The following is a 21,483-nucleotide window of genomic DNA, read 5'->3' as shown; positions in this document are numbered from 1 at the left end:
CCCCCTAGGCATCCCCTTGGCACGTGAATCCAAGCACGTGTATCCAGGCACGTGATCCCTCGCGTGCATGCACGTGAATGGCCGGGCACCTCACAGGTACCCGGCCATCAGTGTCGTATCAGCCCTTGATCGGCACCATAGGGCCGTCGAACGGCACCTCGGCAAAGGCGATTCAGCCCTTCAGGGACGCCATCCAGGCCTCGACCTCGTCGGAACGGCGCGGCAGCGCGGCCGACAGGTTCCGGTTGCCGTCCTCGGTGACGAGGATGTCGTCCTCGATGCGGACGCCGATGCCGCGGTACTCCTCCGGGACCGTCAGGTCGTCGGCCTGGAAGTACAGGCCGGGCTCGACGGTGAGGACCATGCCGGGCTCCAGCGTCCCGTCGACGTACGTCTCCGTCCGAGCGGCCGCGCAGTCGTGGACGTCCATGCCGAGCATGTGGCCGGTGCCGTGCAGCGTCCAGCGGCGCTGCAGGCCGAGCTCCAGGACCCGCTCGACCGGGCCCTCGACCAGGCCCCATTCGACGAGCTTCTCGGCGAGCACGCGCTGCGCGGCGTCGTGGAAGTCGCGGTACTTGGCACCCGGCTTGACCGCCGCGATACCGGCCTCCTGCGCCTCGTACACGGCGTCGTAGATCTTCCTCTGGATCTCGCTGTAGGTGCCGTTGATCGGCAGCGTGCGCGTGACGTCGGCGGTGTACAGGGTGTGCGTCTCGACGCCCGCGTCCAGCAGGAGCAGGTCGCCGGAGCGGACCGGGCCGTCGTTGCGCACCCAGTGCAGCGTGCAGGCGTGCGGGCCGGCCGCGCAGATGGAGCCGTAGCCGACGTCGTTGCCCTCCACGCGCGCGCGGAGGAAGAACGTGCCCTCGATGTAGCGCTCACTCGTCGCCTCGGCCTTGTCGAGGACCTTCACCACGTCCTCGAAGCCGCGCACGGTCGAGTCGACGGCCTTCTGCAGCTCACCGATCTCGAACTCGTCCTTGATCAGGCGGGCCTCGGAGAGGAAGACGCGCAGCTCCTCGTCGCGCTCGGCGGTGACCTTGTCGGTCAAAGCCGCCTCGATGCCGGCGTCGTAGCCGCGCACCACGCGGACCGGGCCGGTGGCCTCGCGCAGCTCGTCGGGCAGCTCGCGCACGTCGGAGGCGGGGATGCCGTACAGCTGCTCGGCCTCGGCGAGGGAGTGGCGGCGGCCGACCCACAGCTCGCCCTGGCCGGAGAGCCAGAACTCGCCGTTCTCGCGGTCGGAGCGGGGCAGGAGGTAGATCGTCGCCCGGTGGCCGTCGGCAGTGGGCTCCAGGACCAGGACGCCGTCCTCGGTCTGGTTGCCGGTGAGGTACGCGTACTCGACCGACGCCCGGAAGGGGTACTCCGTGTCGTTCGAGCGGGTCTTCAGGTTGCCGGCGGGGATGACCAGGCGCTCACCGGGGAAGCGGGCGGACAGCGCGGCGCGGCGGGCGGCGGTCCGCTCGGCCTGGGGGATCGGCTCCAGGTCGCGCAGCTCCGTGTCGGCCCAGCCGGACTTCATGTTCTCGGCCAGCTCGTCGGACACGCCCGGGTACAGGCCGTTCTTGCGCTGCTTGATCGGCTCCTCTTCGGCAGTCTCCGGGGTCTCCGGGAGCTCTTCCGCCACGGTCATCCTCCTAGGTGCGGCACTGAACCACCCCCCATCGTACGTTCGTACCGAAGGGAGCCCAGGGTCGAAGGACGGGTGTCCGGAGCGCTATTCGAACCGCGCCGCCAGCAGCACCACGTCCTCCGCGCCGTCCGCCGCGTCCAGCCCGTCCGGCAGCACCGTCCGCAGGACGTGGTCGGCGACGGCCCCGGGGTCGCGGCGCAGGGCGCGGGGAACGCTCGCGGCGGCCGCGTGCAGCCGGGCGAAGGCGCGGTCCACGGGGTCGCCGGTGCGGTGCAGCAGCCCGTCGGTGTAGAGCAGCAGCGTCTCGCCCGCCCCCGCCTGGAACTCCAGGCTCGGCGCCTCCCAGCAGGCGAGCATCCCCAGCGGCGCGGACACGGAGGTCTCCACGAACTCCGTGCGCCGCTCGCCGACCAGCAGCGGCGGGCTGTGCCCGGCGCCGGCCAGCGTGATCTTGCGCAGCGTGGGCTCGCAGTAGACGAACAGGGCGGTGGCGGAGCGGGCGGGCTCGGTCAGGCGCAGGAGCAGTTCGAGGTCGGACAGGACGGCGACGGGGTCCTCGCCCTCCATCACGGCGTACGCCCTGAGCGACGCGCGCAGCCGCCCCATCGCGGCGACCGCGCTGGGCCCCGACCCGGTGACCGAGCCGACCGCGAGGCCGAGCGCGGCGTCGGGCAGCGGCAGTGCGTCGTACCAGTCGCCGCCGCCGCGCGGGCCGGTGCGGTGCCGGGCCGCGAGCTGGACGCCGGGTACCCGGGGCAGCCGGGAGGGCAGCAGCCCCTCGGACATCGTCGCCATGCACGCGCGCGTGCGCTCGATTTCGAGGAGCCGGGCCAGGTGTTCGGTGGCGTGGCGGACGTAGAGGCCGGCGAGGTGGCGCCGGCGCTCGGACGGCTCGGCCGGCTCGTCGTAGAACCACACGGCGGCGCCGAGCCGGCCGGCGGCCTCGGTGGACAGGGGCAGTGCGTAGCTGGCGGCGTAGCCGAGGCGGGCGGCCACCTCGCGGTGGCGGGGGTGGAGGCCGTCCTCGGCGAACAGGTCGGGCCGCACGATCTCGCCGTGGCCGCTCGGCAGTCCGGCGGCGGTGTCGAGGAGCATCCCGTACGGCATCGCGCTGCGCGGCACGGTCTCGATGTGACCGAGATCGGCCCGGGCGAGACCCAGGCCGGTGGTGGTGTCGGGGCCGAGTCCGTCGTCCGGTTCCAGCACGACGAGACCGCGCCGGGCGCCCACGAGGGCGGCACCGGCGCGCAGCAGTTCCTTCAGGGCGGCGTCGAGCCTGTCCGTACGGGCCAGCCGCTCGGTGAGTTCGTGGAGGGTCGTGAGGTCGGAGACCCAGCCCGCGAGCCGGTCCTGGAGCAGCAGGACCCCCGGCGCGTACGGGGTGTGCGGGGGATTCGGGCTGTTCGGGGAGCCGGCCGAAGAGGTACCCGGGGCGGAAGGCGCGGGCGGGACAGTGTGTGCCGGTGCCGGAACCGTTGAATCGATTCCAGCCACTTTCGGAGGGTGAGGGGCGTTCATGGCGTCCGGCTTTCCGACCGGTGCGTATTGCTCAAAAGCATCGCGAACCCCCATGTCATTCTGCGCCGCTAGCAGTATCTCCACATGTACACGCACTCGTGAGGAGATGTCCAGCATTGTCCTGTTGGGATTCCTGGTGTCAGAGGGTCTCTTGGGGTCTTTCTCCGGCCCTCTTGCGGAATGGCAAAGTTGGCTTGAAACTGCCTCAGGGAACGGCTTGTTGCGGTCGACTGGGTTTGCTCCACGGAGCGTCACAGCGGTCGTGATGGGTACGTACTCGGAGAAGGCCAGGGGTGGTTGGGGGCCACCCGGAACCTGGCGACGGACCCGGGCGTCTTAGCCACCGACGACCGTGCCCCATCCTCCGTGGTGGAGGCGGAGAGCAAAACGCGCGACGGCAAAACGCCATGCTCCGCCACCCCGCGCCACGCCCATGCTTTTGGTAGACGCAGTATGGACGGGGCTGCCGCGGATGCGGCCAATGCTCGGCCCATAGGGGTTCCCCGTGCCTGCAGGCAGGGGTGTGATGCGCCAACAGGTACGCACAGTGAAGTGATCGACACATGGTGTGATGTGGTCCTCGGTGTTGCCAGCGGTGCAACGGAAAGGAACGAGCGCTCATGCGCGAGATCCTCGGAAGGCGACGCAGGCTCCTGTCCCAGCGCAGCGACGGGGGACCTGAGTTGATCAGCGCGGCCCTGACCTTCGCGACGGAATGGCAGTGGCCCGTACTCCCGGGCGTGGCGACGGATCCGCAGGGGCGCGGCCGCTGCGGCTGCCCCGACCCGGAGTGCACGGTGCCCGGCGCGCATCCCTTCGACCCCGGCCTCCTCGCGGCCACCACCGACGCCCGCATGGTGCGCTGGTGGTGGACCAATCGGCCCACCGCGCCGATCGTCCTGGCCACCGGAGGCAAGGCACCCTGCGCCGTCAGCCTGCCGGCCCTCGCGGCCGCCCGCGCCCTCGACGCGCTCGACCGCGTCGGCATGCGGCTCGGCCCGGTCGTCGCCTCGCCCTCGCGCTGGGCGCTGCTGGTCAAGCCGTACTCCATGGAGCAGTTGGGCGAACTGCTCTACGCCAAGGACTTCGTGCCCGGCTCCCTCCGCTTCCACGGCGGGGGTGGCTATCTCGCCCTGCCCCCGTCCGAAACCGGCGCGGGCCCGATCCGCTGGGAGCGCGCCCCGCTGCCCGGCTCCGCCTCGCCCTGGGTGCCCGACGTGGAGGCCGTGGTGGACGCCGTGGTGGAGGCCCTCACTCGTACGGGTGTGAGCGCACCCGAGTTGTAGGGGTTTCGGGCGTGCGCCGGGCGGGACGCCCGCCCTTCGTCGTTATCGTCCCTTTATGAACCTTCGTCTGTTCGCCCTCGCGGGCGTCGTGACGTGCGCCGTCGTGCTGCCGTTGGCCGTGGCGTCCGCGGGCTCCGTGGGCGACGAGGGCCGTGCCGCCGCACGGTCCGCCGTACGGTCCGCCGTACGCTCCCTGCCGCGCGGCGACGACAAGGTGCCGTCCGCCGAGCCCACCCGCTCCCCGCTGCTGCTCGGCCTGGGCCTGGCCACCGCCGCCCGCTGCGGCCCCGAGGTCACCTCGCCCGACGGCATCGAGGCGCAGACCTGCGTGCTGACGCAGGGCGAGGACACCTGGGCGCGCACCTACTACCGCAACGCGACCGGCGAGCCCCTGGACGCCGCCCTGAGCCTCATGGGCCCCGGTGACCGCACCGTGCAGATGCACTGCGCGCTGGACGGGGGCGACGAGCCGGAGACGTGCGAGACGCCCCGCGAGCACACCCGGGGCGCGCCGACGGCCTACACGGCCGTCGCCGAGTTCGCCGGGCGCGGCGGGCAAGGGCCGCTGCTGCTGCGCTCCGGGAGCAACTTCCCAACGAAGACGGGCAGTTGATGCGCGGCTGCGTTCGGTGAGGGCCGACGCACATGGAAAGACCCGGTTGCTGGCGACGGGGGATGCACCAGCAACCGGGCTACTGGAACGGTAACAAGAGATCGGCGGTTCGCAAATTCGATCTCGGCTTTCCAGTCACCGATTGGGTTGCTTTTCCGGACACCGACTCGCCTGCGCCGAATAGGAGTTGTGACCGGAGTCACCCCCTCCGCGCGACCCGTTCGGCTGACCGGTCGGTCGGCCGAACCCGTGGATCAGCTGAGCGTGACCTGCCGGTTGGTCAGGCCGCCGCGGGCCCGGCGCTCGTCCGCGGTGAGCGGTGCGTCCGTGGCCAGGGCGCCGGCGAGGCGCTCGGCGAACTCGGCGGCCGGCTTCTCCACGTCCTCCGCGCCGACCCCGCTCGGCAGGTCCCAGACGGGCACCGTCAGGCCGTGAGCGCGGAAGGAGCCCACCAGACGGGTGCCCTCCCCGAGGTTCGAGCGGCCCGCCGCGTGCAGCCGCGCGAAAGCGTCCAGAAGCTGCTCCTCCGGGTGCGGCATCACCCAGCGCAGGTGGTTCTTCTCCGGCGTCTGGCACCAGTACGCGGCGTCCACGCCCTGCAGGCGCACGGTCGGGATGGCCGCGGCGTTGGCCCGCTCCAGGGAGGCGGTCACCTCCGGCGTCGCGTGCTCCGCGTCCGGCACCCAGAACTCGAAGCCCGCGTGCACCACCGGCTCGAAGGGGGCCTTCGGGTCGAGCAGGTCCTGCAGCCGCGGACCGTCCGCCGGGGCGCGGCGGCCCTGCACCGGCGTGCCGGGCTCGGTCTGAAGCGCGCGCAGGAGGGTGTCGGCGAGGTCGCGGCTGATGTCGCCGGACGCCGTGTCGTTCTGCAGGCCGAGCAGCACCGAGCCGTCGTCGCGGCGCAGTGCGGGCCAGGCCATCGGCAGCACCGTGGCGAGCGTGACCGACGGGACGTCCTCGGGCAGGCCCTCCTTCAGGGTCAGCTCGACCGTGGCGGCGGGCACGAGCTCGCGCAGCGCCACCCAGTCGCACTCGCCGGGCAGTCCCTCGAACGGGCGCTGCACCAGTTCGGTCACCGCGTGCGCGGCGGCCCGGCCGTGGCAGGCCTTGTACCGGCGGCCGCTGCCACAGGGGCACGGCTCGCGGGCGCCGACAACCGGGATCTCTCCGTCTGTGAGCTGCGGGCGCTTGGCCTTCGTCTGGGGTCGCTTCTTGGCCATCTGGGTGTCTCCCGGTTACGGCTCGTCTCGTACGGGCGGGAGCCTAGCCGTTCAGGCGACCAGCGCCGGGACCCTGTGGACAACGCACCGGTTGTGGACAACGTGGCGATCGGTGGCGGCGGTGCGCACGAGGTCGGGGTGGCGCGTACGGCGTCGCGGTGGCGCACACGACATGCGGAGTACGAGTCGAGGCTTGGGCGGTGCGCCGCGAGGCGGGGCAGCGGGTCGAGGCGCGGCAGGGGGTCGAGGCGGGGCAGCGGGTCGAGGCGCGGCAGCGGGTCGAGGCGCGGCAGGGGGCCGATGCGCGGCAGGGGCTGAGTGCGGTGAACCGACGCGGTGGTCGGCGTACCCGTCTCCGGGTTGTGGCTCCTGGGTTTCGTGCCGGTGCTGAGACAGCCCTCCGAGGTGTGTACCCAGGGCGCCGCACCGGGCGCGCCGCCCGGAAAGCCTGGTCGGATGCTCGGCGCACGCGTACCTGGACCCGCCCCGTACTCGTATCCGTACCGGTACCCGTACCCGCTCAGTCCAGGTCGTCGAATGCGTCCGCGAAGTCCAGCTTCGGTATCGAGGAAACCGAGGGAGCCGTGACGCGCATAGCGAAGTCGTCGCGACGGTGCCCGACGTCGGGGTCGTGCACATCGCCGTGGACGACGACCCACACGGTGACCTCGCCTCGGGCGTCGTCCCGTACGCCCCAGTCGTCGGCCAGCGCGGTGATGATGTTCAGGCCGCGGCCGCCGTGCGCGGTGACCGAGGGAGTGGCAGGGGCCGGGCGGGTCGGGCCGCCCCCGTCCGTCACCTCGACGACCAGTCGGCCGCCCGTGTCCACGCGCCACGCGGCCCGGACGTCGCCGTCGCCGGCCAAGGCGCCGCCCAGGGGCCGGCCATGCTTGCAGGCGTTGCTCAAGAGTTCGGAAAGGATCAGTACGGCATCGTCGATGACCGATTCCGCCACGCCACCCCTGCGCAACTGATCACGCATCCGGTGTCTTGCTTCCCCCACGCCTGCAGGACCATGGGGTACGGCCATGCTCGACGACGTGGGCACCTCCTGTGCCACCACCAACGCCACCCCCGAGACCTCCTTTGCCCCACGCCACGGTGTGGATGCCCCACTGGCCTGTACCGGAAACCGGCCAATCCCTGTGCGGCGACGCATTCGCAACGATCGAACACGTACCGAACGCGCCGGAGCACTCCCTGTCATCGTGTGGCTGGATTTCTTCGGTGTGGCCGAAACCGGAGGATCCTTCAGGCGGGCGCCCGGGGCAAGGGCTCCGGCAGATCAGCGGCCGAGCTGATGCAGGACTGCGCGCGGGCGGTTGGTGATGATGGCGTCGATGCCCAGGTCGACGCAGAGGTCGACGTCCTCGGGCTCGTTCACGGTCCACACGTGCACCTGGTGCCCGGCCCGCTTCAACCGCTCGACGTACGCCGGATGGTTGCGCACGATCCGGATCGAAGGGCCTGCGATCCGGACGCCCGCCGGCAGCCGCCCGTCCCGCAGCCGGGGCGAGACGAACTGCATCAAGTAGACCGTCGGCAGTGTCGGTGAAGCGGCCCGCACCCGGTGCAGCGAGCGCGCCGAGAAGCTCATGACGCGCACCGGCGACTCGGCGGCCGAGGCCGGGGCGTCCAGGCCGAAGCGCTTGAGGAGCATCAGCAGCCGCTCCTCGACCTGGCCCGCCCAGCGCGTGGGGTGCTTGGTCTCGATGGCCAGCTCCACCCGGCGCCCCGCGTCGGAGACGAGCTCGAGCAGCCGCTCCAGAGTGAGGACGGAGGTGTCCTCGGGATCCTCGGGACGGAACTCCCAGTCGGGCTCCTCGTCGCGGCCCCGCCAGGAGGCGCGCGTCTTCGAGGAGCCGAAGTCCAGGGCGGCCAGGTCGGCGAGCTCCAGCGCCGACACCGCTCCGCGGCCGTTGGACGTACGGTTGACGCGGCGGTCGTGGACGCAGACGAGATGGCCGTCCGCGGTCAGGCGTACGTCGCACTCGAGGGCGTCCGCGCCGTCCTCGATCGCCTTCTTGTAGGCGGCCAGCGTGTGCTCGGGGGCCTCCTCCGAGGCTCCACGGTGGGCGACGACTTGGATGTGGTGCTGCCGTGCGTGGGTCACCGCGTCATGGTGCCACCGCGACGGGGTACGCGTGACGGCGGACAGGCGTCGATAATGTGTCCGTTTCATGGCACATGACCCAATATAAAGGATGCCCTCGGACCCACAGCCACCGCTTATGGTGCTCTAACGGCCCATGGGAAAAGCTGATGGCATACAAAAGCACATGCACCACATGCACAGCTGGAGCGCGCCGGGTCGTCGGCAAGCCTGAACGAGCGTGACCGAGTGCGACCGACAACAACAGCCGTGGATCGAGGAGAAGAGCTGTGAGCACCGAGAACGAGGGCACCGCGGTACCCCCGGCCCCGTCTGCACCCCCCGTGCCGGTGGAATCTCCCGCTGCTTCCCCGCAGGAGGCCGCCGCCCGGGGCGGCGCCCCTCGGCCGCACGGCGGAGTCGACGCGCCCGGACCGCAGGGCCCCGGCTCGCCCGCCGAGGGCTCCTGGCCGCCCCCGCCCCCCGCCACGCCCTCCTACGCGGACGGCGGCGTCGGCTCGGGCGCCGGCTGGGGCTCCCTGTACCAGCAGCCCGCGCCGAAGCCCGGCGGCCGGCGCGGCGGGCTGGCCGCGGTCCTGGTGGCCGCGCTGGTCGCCGGCGGCCTGGGCGGCGGCCTCGGCTACACGCTGGCCAAGAACAACGACAACACCAGCTCCACCACGGTCTCCGTCTCCGACACCGGCGGCTCGCAGATCAAGCGCGACCCGAACTCGATCGCGGGCGTGGCCGCCAAGGCGCTGCCGAGCACGGTCACCATCGAGGCGGAGAGCACCAACGGCCAGGGCGGCACCGGCACCGGCTTCGTGTTCGACACTCAGGGCCACATCGTCACCAACAACCACGTGGTGGCCGACGCCGTCGACGGCGGCAAGCTCACCGCGACCTTCCCCAGCGGCAAGAAGTACGACGCCGAGATCGTCGGCCACGCCCAGGGCTACGACGTCGCGGTGATCAAGCTCAAGAACGCCCCGTCCGATCTCAAGCCGCTCCCCCTCGGGAACTCCGACAAGGTGGCCGTCGGTGACGAGACGATCGCCATCGGCGCGCCCTTCGGCCTGTCGAACACGGTCACGACCGGCATCATCAGCGCCAAGAACCGCCCCGTCGCGTCCAGCGACGGCAGCTCCGACAGCAAGGCGTCCTACATGAGCGCCCTGCAGACGGACGCCTCCATCAACCCGGGCAACTCCGGCGGCCCGCTCCTCGATGCGCGCGGCGCGGTCATCGGCATCAACTCCGCGATCCAGTCCACGGGCAGCGGTGGCCTGGGCGGCGTCGGCCAGTCCGGCTCGATCGGCCTGGGCTTCGCCATCCCGATCAACCAGGCCAAGTACGTCGCCCAACAGCTGATCAAGACCGGCAAGCCGGTCTACGCGAAGATCGGCGCGTCCGTCTCCCTGGAGGACACCACGGACGGCGCGAAGATCACCGACCAGGGCCTCAGCGGCTCCGCCGCGGTCGAGCCGGGCGGCCCCGCCGACAAGGCCGGCCTCAAGCCCGGCGACGTCATCACCAAGCTCGACGACATGGTGATCGACTCCGGCCCCACCCTCATCGGCGAGATCTGGACCCACAAGCCCGGCGACAAGGTCGCGATCACCTACAAGCGCGGTGGCAAGGAGCACACGGTCGACCTCACCCTCGGCTCCCGGATCGGCGACAGCAGCTGACCCCCACACCCCCGCACCAACCCGTTACTCTTGACCCCGCGCCGCCGATCACGGGCGGTGCGGGGAGGTGTGCCCGAGCGGCCTAAGGGAACGGTCTTGAAAACCGTCGTGGCAGCGATGTCACCGTGGGTTCAAATCCCACCGCCTCCGCAATCGGCAAGGCCGTAAAGGAGAGTGGCTGCTTGCACGTCTGGCAGCCACTCTCCGCCTGCCTCTGTCCCAGGCCTGCGCCGGCGAGCCTTCGCGTCACTGAACCCGCCGTTGATCTCGCCTCCCGGACCGAGGCTGCCTCAGAGCTCGTAGTCCCGAGCCGGTTCCTCCCACGGCAGTGCTCGCAGGGTCGTGTCCGCGTCGCAGCCCGCGGGGACGTGGGGGTTGGACTGGAACCAGATGACGGTGAGGGCGGAGCGGTACAGGACCGGGTCGTGGTCCGGAACGAGGGCCGTGGAGCGGAAGGCGCCGATGCAGGCCACGGGTGGGAGGACCTCCACGGGGCCGAAGGCGCCGGCGTACTGGTCGGGGTACTCGCGCGGGGGCGGGACGAGGTGCACCGGTGCGGTGGGGAAGGCGCGTTCGGCGGTACGGAGCTGGGCGTTGATCTTCATGTCGTTGACGAGCTTGCACGGGTAGCCCTCCAGCATCCCGCCGTACGTCGAGGACAGGGTGCAGCTCCGCCAGGTCGAGTGAGCGGCCGGAGGACAGGACTACCCGGGTCAGCGACATGCCCCACACCCTAGGGCGGCGTTCCATCGTGCTCCCCGGGTTTTCACGGCCGGTGGCCCGTCATGCGTGCCGCCGACGCGATGGTCGCGCGGGCCTCGCGTTCGGTCAGGCCGGTGTCGAGGGCCGCGTCCATCAGCGGGTCGACGAGGGCCGGCCCGATGCCGTCCTCGTACGCGCGGCAGGCCGCCCAGAACAGGCGGGTGTTGCGCTGCCCCTCGTGTGCCCCGAGGACGAACTGCACCAGGCCCTGGCCGTGCCGGCCCGCCGACGGCGCGGGGTGGTGCGTCGGGCGGGGCGGCGGGAGAAGGAGACGCAGGAGGGCCTGCGGACAGGGCGCGGGGGCGAGGTGCGCGGTGCCGGGGGCCGTGGCGTACACGCCGTGTTCGGTGCGGGAGCCGGGGCCGACGAGGTAGCCGCCCGCGCCGCGGATGTCGATGCCGGGGGCCAGGCGACCGGCCGAGTTGGGGACGACGCCGTCCGGCGGCCCGCTCAGCCACAGGTGGCGGCCGCCGCTGGGGGTCAGCACGACCACGGTCTCGGGGATGGTGAACAGGTGGCGCAGGGCGAGTTCACGCAGGGCCGCCGAGGAGTCCGTGCCGGACTTGGTGTCGAGGTCGATGCCGATCAGGTGGTACGGAGGCAGCCCGCAGGCGATGCCGTAGCCGGTGGCCCGGGGCGCGGCGGCGAACAGTTCGCGGATGCGCGCCGGGTCGGTGGAGGCGTCGTACACGCCGTGGCCGAAGCGGCCGCACTCGCCGTGGCAGGCCGGCCCCACCTGACCGGGGTCGTCGCGGTGCGGGGAGCGCAGGGCCGGGAGCTTCGTCCGGGACAGGGGGATGACGGCCAGTCCGCGTTCGGCGGCTGACAGGGCGTGTGCGAGGGCCAGCGTCGTGGCCTGCCGGTCGATGGTGACCATGCCCCTATTTTCGTACGAGTGTTCGAAAAAGGGAAGGGGGGAGGTGGCGACGCGCCGGGAGGCGGAGATTGGCTGGAAATGCGCCGGAACGCTTCACCCCTTGCGGCGACCGGGATCGAGGTGCCCGTACTGTCCCGAGCTGCCACAGCCGAGGGGCGAAAGTGGCGAAAGGGGTTTATCGACTTGTCCTCACGCTTGCGTGCGAATCGCGGCTTCCGGGGTGGTTCGCCGGGGGTTCGGTGGGCAACCCTGATCTCGCGACGTCGTGAGAAACCGCCGGGGCAGTCGGCCAACTTCCCTGGCAGCAGCCGTACTTCACGCGCTTCCGGCAAGAAGCCGGCGCGTACCTCGTCCTGGAGGAGCAACATGGCAAGCATTCGTACCGCCCGCGTCATCGCCGCCGTCACAGCTCTCCCCCTCGCGGCCGTCCTCTTCACCGGCATCGCGACCGCGGACAACGGCGCCTTCGCGGGCGACGGATCGAACGCAGGCGTTGCGAGCGTCGTCGGCAGCGGGGTCGGCCACGACAACTACGGCAACTCGTCCACCACGCAGCAGCAGGCGGTCGGTTCCGGCGCCTCGAACCAGAGCAACACCGCACAGGTCAACGGCTCCGCGTTCACGGCCGTCCAGCAGGGCAACGAGAACGTCGCCATCAACTTCACCCGCATCTGGTGAGCCGGGGAGGGCCGGCGCGGATTCTGGGGACCTGCCGGCCCTGAACTCCTTGTGGGTGTGCTCAATGGGGATGCAACACGTCTGCGCGGCGGTGCTTCGGCGCCGCCGCGCAGGCGTTTTCCGGTGCGGTGCAACGGCCGGTTCGGGACGGTCTGCGGCCGGTTCGGGGCGGCCTTCGGTGACCTTGACAGGCGACTCTATCTGACGGACAGTCAGAAATCGCCGTCTCCGTACGAGGCCGGGAGGGCCGCCGCCGTGCACCTCGCCCCCACCGAGCGCCAGCAGCGGCTGCGCGCCGAACTGCGGACGTACTTCCGTTCCCTGATGCCGCAGGGCCCGCCCGGCGAGGACGATCCGCAGGCGCGCCGCGCGCTGCTGCGCCGGATCGGCGCCGACGGCCGGCTCGGGCTCGGCTGGCCGGTGGAGTACGGCGGCCAGGGGCGCGGTGCCGACGAGCAGTTCGTCTTCTTCGACGAGGCATGCCGGGCCGGCGCGCCGGTGTCGATGGTCACGCTGAACACGGTCGGCCCGACCCTGATGACGTACGGCAGCGAGGCGCAGAAGTCCTTCTTCCTGCCGCGCATCCTGCGCGGGGAGGTCGTCTTCGCGATCGGGTACACCGAGCCGTCTGCCGGCACCGACCTGGCCTCGCTGCGGACCCGCGCCGCACGCGAGGCCGGCGGCTGGCGGATCGACGGCCAGAAGATCTTCACCTCGGGCGCCCAGCACGCCGACTGGATCTGGTTCGCCTGCCGCACCGACCCCGAGGCGTTCCGGCACCGGGGCATCTCGATCCTCCTCGTCCCCACCGTCGCTCCCGGCTTCTCCTGGACGCCGATCGAGACGGTGGGCGGGCAGACCCCCACGGCCACGTACTACAACGGGGTCAGAGTCCCGGCCGGCAACCTCGTCGGCGCGGAGACGAGGGCTGGTCGCTGATCACCAACCAGCTCAACCACGAACGGGTCGCCCTCGCCGCGACCGGCATGCAGGCCGAGGACTTCCTCGCGGCCGCGCTGACCGCCGCCCGTACCTCCGATCCGGTGACCGGGCGGCGCCGGGTTGACGAGCCGTGGGTGCGTTTGCGACTGGCCGAAGCGCATGCCCGGCTTGCGGCATCACGCCTGCTCAGCTGGCGTTTGGTGGGGGATGTGGGGGCAGGCCGACTGGCCCCCGGCGACGCGAGCGGGGTGAAGTTCGCGGGAACGGAATCGGCTGTCGCGACGTATCGCATGTGTCAGGAAATCGTCGGCGAGACGGCACTGGTCCGCTACGGCTCCCCGGGGGCGTTCGGGGCCGGCGAGCTGGAGCGGCTGAACAGGGCGGCGCAGATCAACACGTTCGGGGGCGGGGTGAGCGAGGTGCAGCGGGAGATCGTCGCGACGATGCGGCTCGGGATGACACGGGGGCGGCGGTGAACGAGCAGGTGGACGAGCTGGGGCTGCGGCTCAAGGCGTACGAGGGGCGCGCGGCCGCCGTCGCCGGGGTGGGCAGGGACCCGGTGAACGCGCCGATGATCCGGCACTGGTGCGAGGCGATGGGCGACACCAACCCGGCCTACACGGGGCCCGACGCGGTCGCCCCGCCCACCATGCTCCAGGTGTGGACCATGGGCGGCCTCTCCAGGCACGCGGGGCGCACAGAGGCCTACGAAGAGCTGCTCGCCCTCCTCGACGCGGCGGGCTGCACCTCGGTCGTCGCCACCGACTGCGAACAGGAGTACCTGCGGCCCCTGCGGCCGGGCGACGAGGTCACCTTCGACGCGGTGATCGAATCGGTCTCGGACCGGAAGACCACCAAGCTCGGCACGGGGTACTTCGTCACGACCCGCATGGACGTACGGGCGGGCGTGGAGCTCGCGGGCACGCACCGCTTCCGCATCCTCAAGTACGCCCCGGCCCCGCGGAAGCCCCCCAAGGAACCCCGAGCGCACCGCCCCCGCCCGGTGATCAACCGGGACAACGCCGGCTTCTGGGAGGGCGTCGCACAGCACCGGCTGCTGATCCAGCGCTGCACCGGCTGCGGCACCCTGCGTCATCCCTGGCTGCCGGGCTGCAACGCCTGCGGCTGCCTGGAGTGGGAGACGGTAGAGACGAGCGGCGAGGGCACCGTCTACTCGTACGTCGTGATGCACCACCCGCCCTTCCCGGCCTTCGACCCTCCGTACGCCGTCGGCCTGATCGAGCTGGCGGAGGGCGTGCGCATGGTGAGCAACGTGGTGGGGGTGCCGTACGACAAGGTCCGCATCGGATTACCGGTCAGGGTGGAGTTCCGGCGCTACGAAGACGAAGGCGAGGACGCCGAGGACGCCGAGGACGCCGAGGACGCCGAGGACGCCGAGGACGCCGAGGACGCCGAGGACGCCGAGGACGCCGAGGATGCCGGAAATGGCCCGCTGGTTCTGCCGGTCTTCCGGGTCACCGAGGGCGAGGTCTGACATGGACTTCACCCCCACGGAGGAACAGGCCGAGGCCCGCGACCTGGCCGGCCGGATCTTCGCCGACCTCGCCCCGCACGAGCGACTGGCGGCCGCGGACACGGGCAGCGATCCGGAGCTGTGGAAGGCCCTGTGCGGGGCCGGACTGGTGAGCGCGGTGGAGGAGCTGGGCCTGCTGGGGCTCGTCCTGCTCCTGGGGGAACAGGGACGAACGACGGCGCAAATGCCGTTCGCGGCGAGCTGTGTGTACGGGGTGCTGGCGGTGAGCGCCCACGGCACGCCGGAGCAACGGGAGCGGTTACTGCCGGGGATCGGGGACGGCTCGGTGGTGGTGACCGGCGCGCTTTCTGCCACCGTAGCGCCCACCCTGCCCGGCGCCCACGCGCACGGAGAGCTGACCGGCATGGTCCCCGTGGTCCCCTGGCTCCGGGACGCCACCCACGTCCTGATCGCGGACGCGAGCTGCAGGCTGTGGCTGACGCCCCTCACGGAGGCCACCCGCACCGACCCCGTCGAGCTCACCGCCCCCTGGTCGGCCGGCCGCCTCACCCTGGACCGCGCCCCGGCACAACCGCTGGGCGGTCAGGACGCATACGCCGATGTCGTGGCCACCGCCCGCACCGCCTTCGCCGGCCTCCAGGCCGGAGTCTGTGCGGGATCGCTCGCGCGGGCGGTGGCGCACACCAACGCGCGGGAGCAGTTCGGCCGCCCGCTAGCCACCCGGCAGGGCGTCCAACTCCGGGCAGCCGACGCCTACATGGACACGGAGGCGATACGCGTGACGGCGTACGAGGCAGCGTGGCGACGCGACGCGGGCCTGCCGTACGCCACACACGCCCTGACCGCCGCCTGGTGGGCGGCGGAGGGGGGACAGCGGGTCGTCCACGCCGGCCAGCATCTGCACGGCGGCGCGGGAGCCGACCCGGACCATCCGGTCCACCGGCACTTCCTGTGGGGGCGGCAGCTGGACGCGTATCTGGGATGCGGCAGTGAAGTGCTGCAGGAACTGGGGGAGTTGATCGCAGGTGGGGAGTGAGGCATGACGGTGGTGGACGTTATGACGGTGGTGAAGGCCGGCGGACCGGCAGCAGGCGGCGCTCGCGGTGGCGGCCGGGGTCGCGGAGGTGGTGGTCTGCTACCGGGCCTTCAACGAGCGGTCGGGCCGGAGGTTCGGCTCGGGGGTGCAGCACCGGGAGCCGTCGGCGGAGGGCGTGGCGCTCGGCTGGTCGCTGCCGTTCGGGCTGCTCACTCCGGCCTCCTGGGTGGCGATGGCGGCGCAGCGCTATCTGCACACGTACGGGCTGACGCCGGAGGCATTCGGGCACGTGGCCGTCGTCGACCGCACGTACGCGGCGACCAACCCGGCGGCGTACTTCCACGGCCGCCCGATCACGCTCGCCGACCACGCGGCCTCGCGCTGGATCGTCGAGCCGCTCAGGCTGCTGGACTGCTGCCAGGAGACGGACGGCGGTCAGGCGCTCGTCGTCACCTCCGTCGAGCGGGCCCGCGACCTGCGGCATCCGCTCGCCGTCATAGCGGCCGCGGCCCAGGGCGCGGGCCGCGCCCAGGAGCAGATGACCAGCTTCTACCGCGACGACCTGACGGGCCTGCCCGAAATGGGCGTGGTGGCACGCCAGTTGTGGCGGACGTCGGGGCTGGCCCCGGCCGACATCGACGTGGGGATCCTGTACGACCACTTCACGCCGTTCGTGCTGATGCAGCTGGAGGAGTTCGGGTTCTGCGGAAAGGGGGAGGCGGCGGACTTCGTGGCCGAGGAGCGGCTGCCGCTGAACACGCACGGGGGACAGCTCGGGGAGGCCTACCTGCACGGGATGAACGGCATCGCGGAGGCGGTACGACAGCTGCGCGGCACGGCCGTGAACCAGATACCGGGGGCGGGCCGCACCCTGGTGACGGCCGGGACGGGGGTGCCGACGTCGGGCCTGGTCCTTAGGGCGGACGGCTGAGTCACCCAGGGGTGAACCCGCAGTACGCGACGCCTGCTCGTCCACCTTCAGGAGGTGCGGTCAACCCCATCCCTACAACCTGAGGCGGACCCCGCTTCGGGACCTGGGGCCGATCCGCCGGGGCGGGCGCCGCTCATAGCGTGGAGCCATGACCACACCCGTCTGCACCAGCGCGTCGACTGCCGCTTCACCGGCGACACAGACCCTGGCGTACCCGTCGTTCTCGTCGTATGTGAGGGCCCGCCAGCCGGTGCTGCTGCGCACCGCCCGCTCGCTGACCGCGAACCCGAGCGACGCGGAGGACCTGCTGCAGACCGCACTCACGAAGACGTACGTCGCGTGGGAGCGGATCGAGGACCACCGGGCGCTCGACGGCTATGTGCGCCGAGCGCTGCTGAACACGCGCACGTCGCAGTGGCGCAAGCGCAAGGTCGACGAGTTCACGTGCGACGAACTGCCCGAGCCGGAGCCCGTGCACGGCGAGGCCGACCCGGCCGAGCAGCAGGCGCTGCACGACGCCATGTGGCGGGCGATCATGAAGCTGCCCGCCCGGCAGCGGGCGATGGTCGTCCTCAGGTACTACGAGGACCTCTCCGAGACGCAGACGGCCGAGGTGCTCGGGGTGTCGGTGGGCACGGTGAAGTCGGCGGTGTCGCGGGCCCTCGGCAAGCTGCGTGAGGATCCCGAGTTGGGGCTCGTGCGCTAGGGCGGACAGTGCTGTAGGCCGCGGCTGGAACGTGCAGCAGGTCACGTGATCGATCGCCCGCCCCTAGTGACATACCGCGTGGTATGTGCGCAGAATCAGCGCGACCCCTACTACCGCGCAGGCAATGTCGCCCGGGAGGACGCCGTGCTGAGCACCATGCAGGACGTACCGCTGCTGATCTCGAGGATCCTGACCCACGGGTCGACGATCCACGGCGCATCGCAGGTGACCACCTGGACCGGTAAAGGCGAGCCGCACCGCCGTTCGTTCGCCGAGGTCGGCGCCCGCGCGGCCCAGCTGGCGCACGCCCTGCGCGAGGACCTCGGGGTCGCGGACGACGACCGCGTGGCCACGCTCATGTGGAACAACGCCGAACATGTCGAGGCCTACTTCGCGATCCCCTCCATGGGCGCGGTCCTGCACACGCTCAACCTCCGCCTGCCCGCCGAGCAGCTGGCCTGGATCGTCAACCACGCGGCCGACCGCGTCGTGATCGCCAACGGTTCGCTGCTGCCGCTGCTCGCCCCGCTGCTCCCGCACCTGAAGACGGTCGAGCACGTCGTCGTGTCGGGCCCGGGAGACCGCTCGCTGCTCGCGGACGCCCCCGCCCAGGTGCACGAGTACGAGGACCTCATCGCCGGGAAGCCGACCGCGTACGACTGGCCGGAGCTGGACGAACGCCAGGCCGCGTCCATGTGCTACACCTCCGGCACCACCGGCGACCCCAAGGGCGTGGTGTACAGCCACCGTTCGGTCTACCTGCACTCCATGCAGGTCAACATGACCCAGTCCATGGGGCTGACCGACCAGGACACCTCGCTCGTGGTGGTCCCCCAGTTCCATGTCAACGCCTGGGGTCTGCCGCACGCGACCTTCATGACCGGCGTGAACCTGCTGATGCCGGACCGCTTCCTGCAGCCCGCCCCGCTCGCCGAGATGATCGAGCGCGAGAAGCCCACGCACGCCGCCGCCGTCCCCACCATCTGGCAGGGCCTGCTCGCCGAGCTGACCGCCACGCCTCGTGATGTCTCCTCCCTCACCCAGGTCACCATCGGCGGCTCGGCCTGCCCGCCCTCCCTCATGGAGGCCTTCGACAAGCTCGGTATGCGCGTCTGCCACGCCTGGGGCATGACGGAGACCTCCCCGCTGGGCACGGTGGCCCGCCCGCCGGCCCACGCGGTCGGTACCGAGGAGGAGTTCGCCTACCGCCTCACCCAGGGCCGCTTCCCGGCCGGTGTCGAGGCCCGCCTCACCGGCCCCGGCGGCACACGCCTCCCCTGGGACGGCGAGTCCGCCGGCGAGCTGGAGGTCCGCGGCCCGTGGATCGCCGGCGCGTACTACAACGGCCCCGACGCCGAACCGCTGCGCCCCGCCGACAAGTTCAGCGAGGACGGCTGGCTGAAGACCGGCGACGTCGGCACCATCAGCCCCGACGGCTTCCTCACCCTCACCGACCGTGCCAAGGACGTCATCAAGTCCGGCGGCGAGTGGATCTCCTCCGTCGAGCTGGAGAACGCCCTCATGTCCCACCCGGCCGTCGCCGAGGCCGCCGTCGTCGCCGTCCCCGACGACAAGTGGGGCGAGCGCCCGTTGGCCACCGTCGTCCTGAAGGAGGGCGCCACCGCCGACTTCGAGACCCTGCGCACCTTCCTCCTGGAGGAGGGCAGGATCGCCAAGTGGCAGCTCCCGGAGCGCTGGACGGTGATCGAGGCGGTGCCGAAGACGAGCGTCGGCAAGTTCGACAAAAAGGTGCTGCGCCGCCAGTACGCCGCCGGGGAGCTGGACGTCACCAAGCTCTGACCGGCGCCGACACGAACACGCCGGGTGCGGAGCCCCACGGCTCCCCACCCGGCGTCACGGTTGCCCGCCCGGGCCCGACGGCTCTGCACCTGGTGTCCCGGTTGCCCGCCCCGGCCTCACGGCTCCCCACCCGGCCCCACGGGCTCCCACCCGGCCCCACGGGCTCCCACCCGGCGTCCGCCCACGTCGTCGTGGCACGGCCATCAGGCACGGCACTCACCGCCGTACGGAGACGGGTGTCGTCGCCCACCCCAACGCCGGCCACACCCCGCCACAGCCAGATCAGTTGTTCCCTGTCAGCTGGTGTCAGTTGGTGTCAGTTGGTCCCGATCCGGGCCAGCAGGTCGACGATCCGCGTCTGCACCTCGGAGCTGGTGGACCGCTCCGCGAGGAACAGCACCGTCTCGCCGGAGGCCAGCCGCGGCAGGTCGGCCTGGTCGACGGCGGCCGTGTAGACGACGAGCGGGGTGCGGTTGAGCTGCCCGTTCGCGCGCAGCCAGTCGACGATCCCGGCCCGGCGCCGGTGCACCTGCATCAGGTCCATCACGACCAGGTTGGGCCGGAACTGCCCGGCCAGCGCCACCGCGTCGGCGTCGCTCGCCGCCCGAGCCACCTGCATCCCGCGCCGCTCCAGCGTCGCCGTCAGCGCGAGCGCGATCTCCGCGTGCTCCTCGATGAGCAGCACGCGCGGCGGGTGCTGCTCGCTGTCGCGCGGAGCGAGCGCCTTCAGCAGAACGGCCGGATCGGCGCCGTACGCCGCCTCGCGCGTCGCCTGCCCGAGCCCCGCCGTGACGAGGACCGGCACCTCGGCCGCGACCGCGGCCTGCCGCAGCGACTGCAGCGCGGTGCGCGTGATCGGCCCGGTCAGCGGGTCGACGAACAGCGCGGCCGGGAACGCGGCGATCTGCGCGTCCACCTCCTCGCGCGAGTGCACGATCACCGGCCGGTAGCCGCGATCGCTCAGCGCCTGCTGGGTGGTGACGTCCGGCGCGGGCCACACCAGCAGCCGCCGCGGGTTGTCCAGCGGCTCCGGCGGCAGCTCGTCGTCCAGCGGCTGCGGCCGCGGGGTCTCAGAAATCTCGACGGCACCGCCCGGACCGTCCAGCGGCTCGGGTCCCTCGGCGGCGTTCTCGTCCGGGGCCCCTATGGCGTACGACCGTCCGGCGCCCTCGGTGGCCTGCGCGAGCCGGGCCTGCCCGGCCAGGGACGGCTGCGCCGGGGATCCGGCCAACGACGGCTGCGGGGGCGGCTGCTCGGCCGGCGGATGCGGACGGGCCGACTGCTCCGGGTGTGCGGCGGCCGGCGGTTCCGGCCGCGTGCCCAGCTTGCGGCGGCGGCCGGAACCGCCGGCCGCGTGCGGGGGCGGCGTGGCCGACGGCGGCTGCGGCGCCTGCACCTGCGCGGCCTGCCGGCTGAACGGCACGCCCTGCCCCAGCGTCCGCACACTGATCGCCCGCCCCTGCGTCGAGTTCGGATCGACCGGCGCGGCGGCCTCGGCGGGCAGCGGCTGAGCCGCCCGGGGGACGGCACCACCGGCGACGGTCTGCCCGGCGGGCCGCGCGGGGGGCTGTCCGGTGGTCTGCCCGGCGGGCTGCTCGGGCGGGAGCGGGGTGCCGGGGACCGGGGTGCCCTGGGGCGGCGTGCCGGGGCCGGGGGGAGGGGCGAGTGCGGCCTGCTGGGGGGTGGTCGGGGTCGGGGGTACCGGGCCGCCCGCTGCGTTCGGGGGTACGGGACCGCCCTGTGCGTTCGGGGGTACGGGGGCGCCGGCTGCGTTCGGCGGTACGGCGGTTGCGGCGCCGTTGAGCGGTACGGCAGTGCCCGTGCCGGGGGCGTCGTCGGGGTCGGGCCACGGCTGCGGGGCCGGGATGCCCGCGGCGGGGGCCGGCTGTGCGGCGGGGGCGCCCTGGGCCGGGATGCCCTGGGCAGGGGTGCCCTGCGTCGGGATGCCCTGGCCGGGGACGGCCTCCGTCGGGAGCGGTTGATCGGCGCCGCCCTGGGCGGGCAGAGCCGCCTGCCCGAACGCGTTCTGTGCGGAAAGCCCCTGGCCGGGCACGGGCTGCTGCCCCGGAGCCTGCTGTGCCACCACCGGCTGTCCAGGTGCGGCCTGTGCCACCACCGGCTGTCCGGGAACCGCCTGTGCCACCACCGGCTGTCCGGGAACCGCCTGTGCCACCACCGGCTGTCCGGGAACCGCCTGTGC

The 21,483-nt window shown here is 72.2% G+C and carries 15 protein-coding genes, 1 tRNA gene and 3 pseudogenes; 11 read left to right on the top strand and 8 right to left on the bottom strand.

What is annotated here, in order from left to right; genetic code table 11:
• Positions 1 to 172: 172 nt before the first annotated feature.
• Complete coding sequence (locus ABZV31_RS25900) at positions 173 to 1,636, bottom strand: aminopeptidase P family protein (protein ID WP_355898213.1); 1,464 nt, start codon at positions 1,634 to 1,636, stop codon at positions 173 to 175.
• An 84-nt stretch (positions 1,637 to 1,720) separates the two neighbouring features.
• Positions 1,721 to 3,271: a PP2C family protein-serine/threonine phosphatase gene (locus ABZV31_RS25895; protein WP_355898210.1), complete on the bottom strand. Its 1,551-nt coding sequence runs from the start codon at positions 3,269 to 3,271 to the stop codon at positions 1,721 to 1,723.
• Positions 3,272 to 3,774: 503 nt separating this feature from the next.
• On the opposite strand from ABZV31_RS25895, the gene ABZV31_RS25890 reads away from it, so the two are divergent.
• Both ABZV31_RS25890 and ABZV31_RS25885 read left to right on the top strand, forming a co-directional pair.
• A complete protein-coding gene (locus ABZV31_RS25890) occupies positions 3,775 to 4,440 on the top strand; it encodes a bifunctional DNA primase/polymerase (protein WP_355898208.1) in 666 nt (221 codons plus the stop codon).
• A 55-nt stretch (positions 4,441 to 4,495) separates the two neighbouring features.
• Positions 4,496 to 5,053, top strand: coding sequence for a hypothetical protein (locus ABZV31_RS25885; protein WP_355898205.1), 558 nt, complete (start codon positions 4,496 to 4,498; stop codon positions 5,051 to 5,053).
• 254 nt (positions 5,054 to 5,307) lie between these two features.
• Here ABZV31_RS25885 and ABZV31_RS25880 read toward each other — a convergent pair whose 3' ends face one another.
• The 3 genes from ABZV31_RS25880 to ABZV31_RS25870 form a co-directional block, all read right to left on the bottom strand.
• Positions 5,308 to 6,273, bottom strand: a complete 966-nt coding sequence (locus ABZV31_RS25880; RefSeq protein ID WP_355898203.1) for a DUF5926 family protein — start codon at positions 6,271 to 6,273, stop codon at positions 5,308 to 5,310.
• 520 nt (positions 6,274 to 6,793) lie between these two features.
• Positions 6,794 to 7,432 carry an ATP-binding protein gene (locus ABZV31_RS25875; protein ID WP_355898302.1) on the bottom strand — a complete coding sequence of 213 codons (639 nt, stop codon included), beginning with the start codon at positions 7,430 to 7,432 and terminating at the stop codon, positions 6,794 to 6,796.
• Positions 7,433 to 7,558: 126 nt separating this feature from the next.
• Positions 7,559 to 8,386 (bottom strand): glycerophosphodiester phosphodiesterase, encoded by an 828-nt coding sequence (locus ABZV31_RS25870; protein ID WP_355898200.1) that lies wholly within the window; start codon positions 8,384 to 8,386, stop codon positions 7,559 to 7,561.
• Between the two features lie 269 nt (positions 8,387 to 8,655).
• On the opposite strand from ABZV31_RS25870, the gene ABZV31_RS25865 reads away from it, so the two are divergent.
• Positions 8,656 to 10,056 carry a trypsin-like peptidase domain-containing protein gene (locus ABZV31_RS25865; protein ID WP_355898197.1) on the top strand — a complete coding sequence of 467 codons (1,401 nt, stop codon included), beginning with the start codon at positions 8,656 to 8,658 and terminating at the stop codon, positions 10,054 to 10,056.
• 63 nt (positions 10,057 to 10,119) lie between these two features.
• A tRNA-Ser gene (locus ABZV31_RS25860) sits at positions 10,120 to 10,206 on the top strand.
• Positions 10,207 to 10,346: 140 nt separating this feature from the next.
• On the opposite strand, the pseudogene ABZV31_RS25855 reads toward ABZV31_RS25860, so the two are convergent.
• Positions 10,347 to 10,779, bottom strand: a pseudogene (locus ABZV31_RS25855) (hypothetical protein).
• 43 nt (positions 10,780 to 10,822) lie between these two features.
• Positions 10,823 to 11,695, bottom strand: a complete 873-nt coding sequence (locus ABZV31_RS25850; RefSeq protein WP_355898194.1) for a bifunctional DNA primase/polymerase — start codon at positions 11,693 to 11,695, stop codon at positions 10,823 to 10,825.
• 366 nt (positions 11,696 to 12,061) lie between these two features.
• Between ABZV31_RS25850 and ABZV31_RS25845 the strand changes: the two genes are divergently transcribed.
• The 7 genes and pseudogenes from ABZV31_RS25845 to ABZV31_RS25815 all read left to right on the top strand — a co-directional run bounded on the left by ABZV31_RS25845 (position 12,062) and on the right by ABZV31_RS25815 (position 19,283).
• Positions 12,062 to 12,373, top strand: a complete 312-nt coding sequence (locus ABZV31_RS25845; protein WP_355898192.1) for a hypothetical protein — start codon at positions 12,062 to 12,064, stop codon at positions 12,371 to 12,373.
• A 255-nt stretch (positions 12,374 to 12,628) separates the two neighbouring features.
• A pseudogene (locus tag ABZV31_RS25840) lies at positions 12,629 to 13,791 on the top strand (acyl-CoA dehydrogenase family protein).
• On the top strand, positions 13,788 to 14,810 hold the full coding sequence (locus tag ABZV31_RS25835; RefSeq protein ID WP_355898190.1) for a bifunctional MaoC family dehydratase N-terminal/OB-fold nucleic acid binding domain-containing protein: 1,023 nt from the start codon (positions 13,788 to 13,790) through the stop codon (positions 14,808 to 14,810). Before ABZV31_RS25840 ends, ABZV31_RS25835 begins: the two are co-directional and overlap by 4 nt.
• A 1-nt stretch (position 14,811) precedes the next feature.
• Entirely contained in the window at positions 14,812 to 15,846 is a 1,035-nt protein-coding gene (locus ABZV31_RS25830) for an acyl-CoA dehydrogenase family protein (protein WP_355898187.1), read from the top strand.
• A 49-nt stretch (positions 15,847 to 15,895) separates the two neighbouring features.
• Positions 15,896 to 16,777: pseudogene (locus ABZV31_RS25825) on the top strand (lipid-transfer protein); the annotation flags it as partial.
• A gap of 148 nt (positions 16,778 to 16,925) precedes the next feature.
• On the top strand, positions 16,926 to 17,483 hold the full coding sequence (locus ABZV31_RS25820; protein WP_355898184.1) for a SigE family RNA polymerase sigma factor: 558 nt from the start codon (positions 16,926 to 16,928) through the stop codon (positions 17,481 to 17,483).
• A gap of 156 nt (positions 17,484 to 17,639) precedes the next feature.
• Complete coding sequence (locus ABZV31_RS25815) at positions 17,640 to 19,283, top strand: long-chain fatty acid--CoA ligase (RefSeq protein WP_355898299.1); 1,644 nt, start codon at positions 17,640 to 17,642, stop codon at positions 19,281 to 19,283.
• A gap of 316 nt (positions 19,284 to 19,599) precedes the next feature.
• Here the strand turns inward: ABZV31_RS25815 and ABZV31_RS25810 are convergent.
• On the bottom strand, positions 19,600 to 21,483 hold a 1,884-nt coding region (locus ABZV31_RS25810; protein WP_355898181.1), incomplete at its 5' end, for a response regulator.

Source organism: Streptomyces sp. NPDC005202 (assembly GCF_040608235.1).
In the GTDB taxonomy this organism is placed as follows: domain Bacteria; phylum Actinomycetota; class Actinomycetes; order Streptomycetales; family Streptomycetaceae; genus Streptomyces.
The sequence above is the reverse complement of the archived record's forward strand: the minus strand, read 5'-3'. Positions and strand labels throughout refer to the sequence as shown.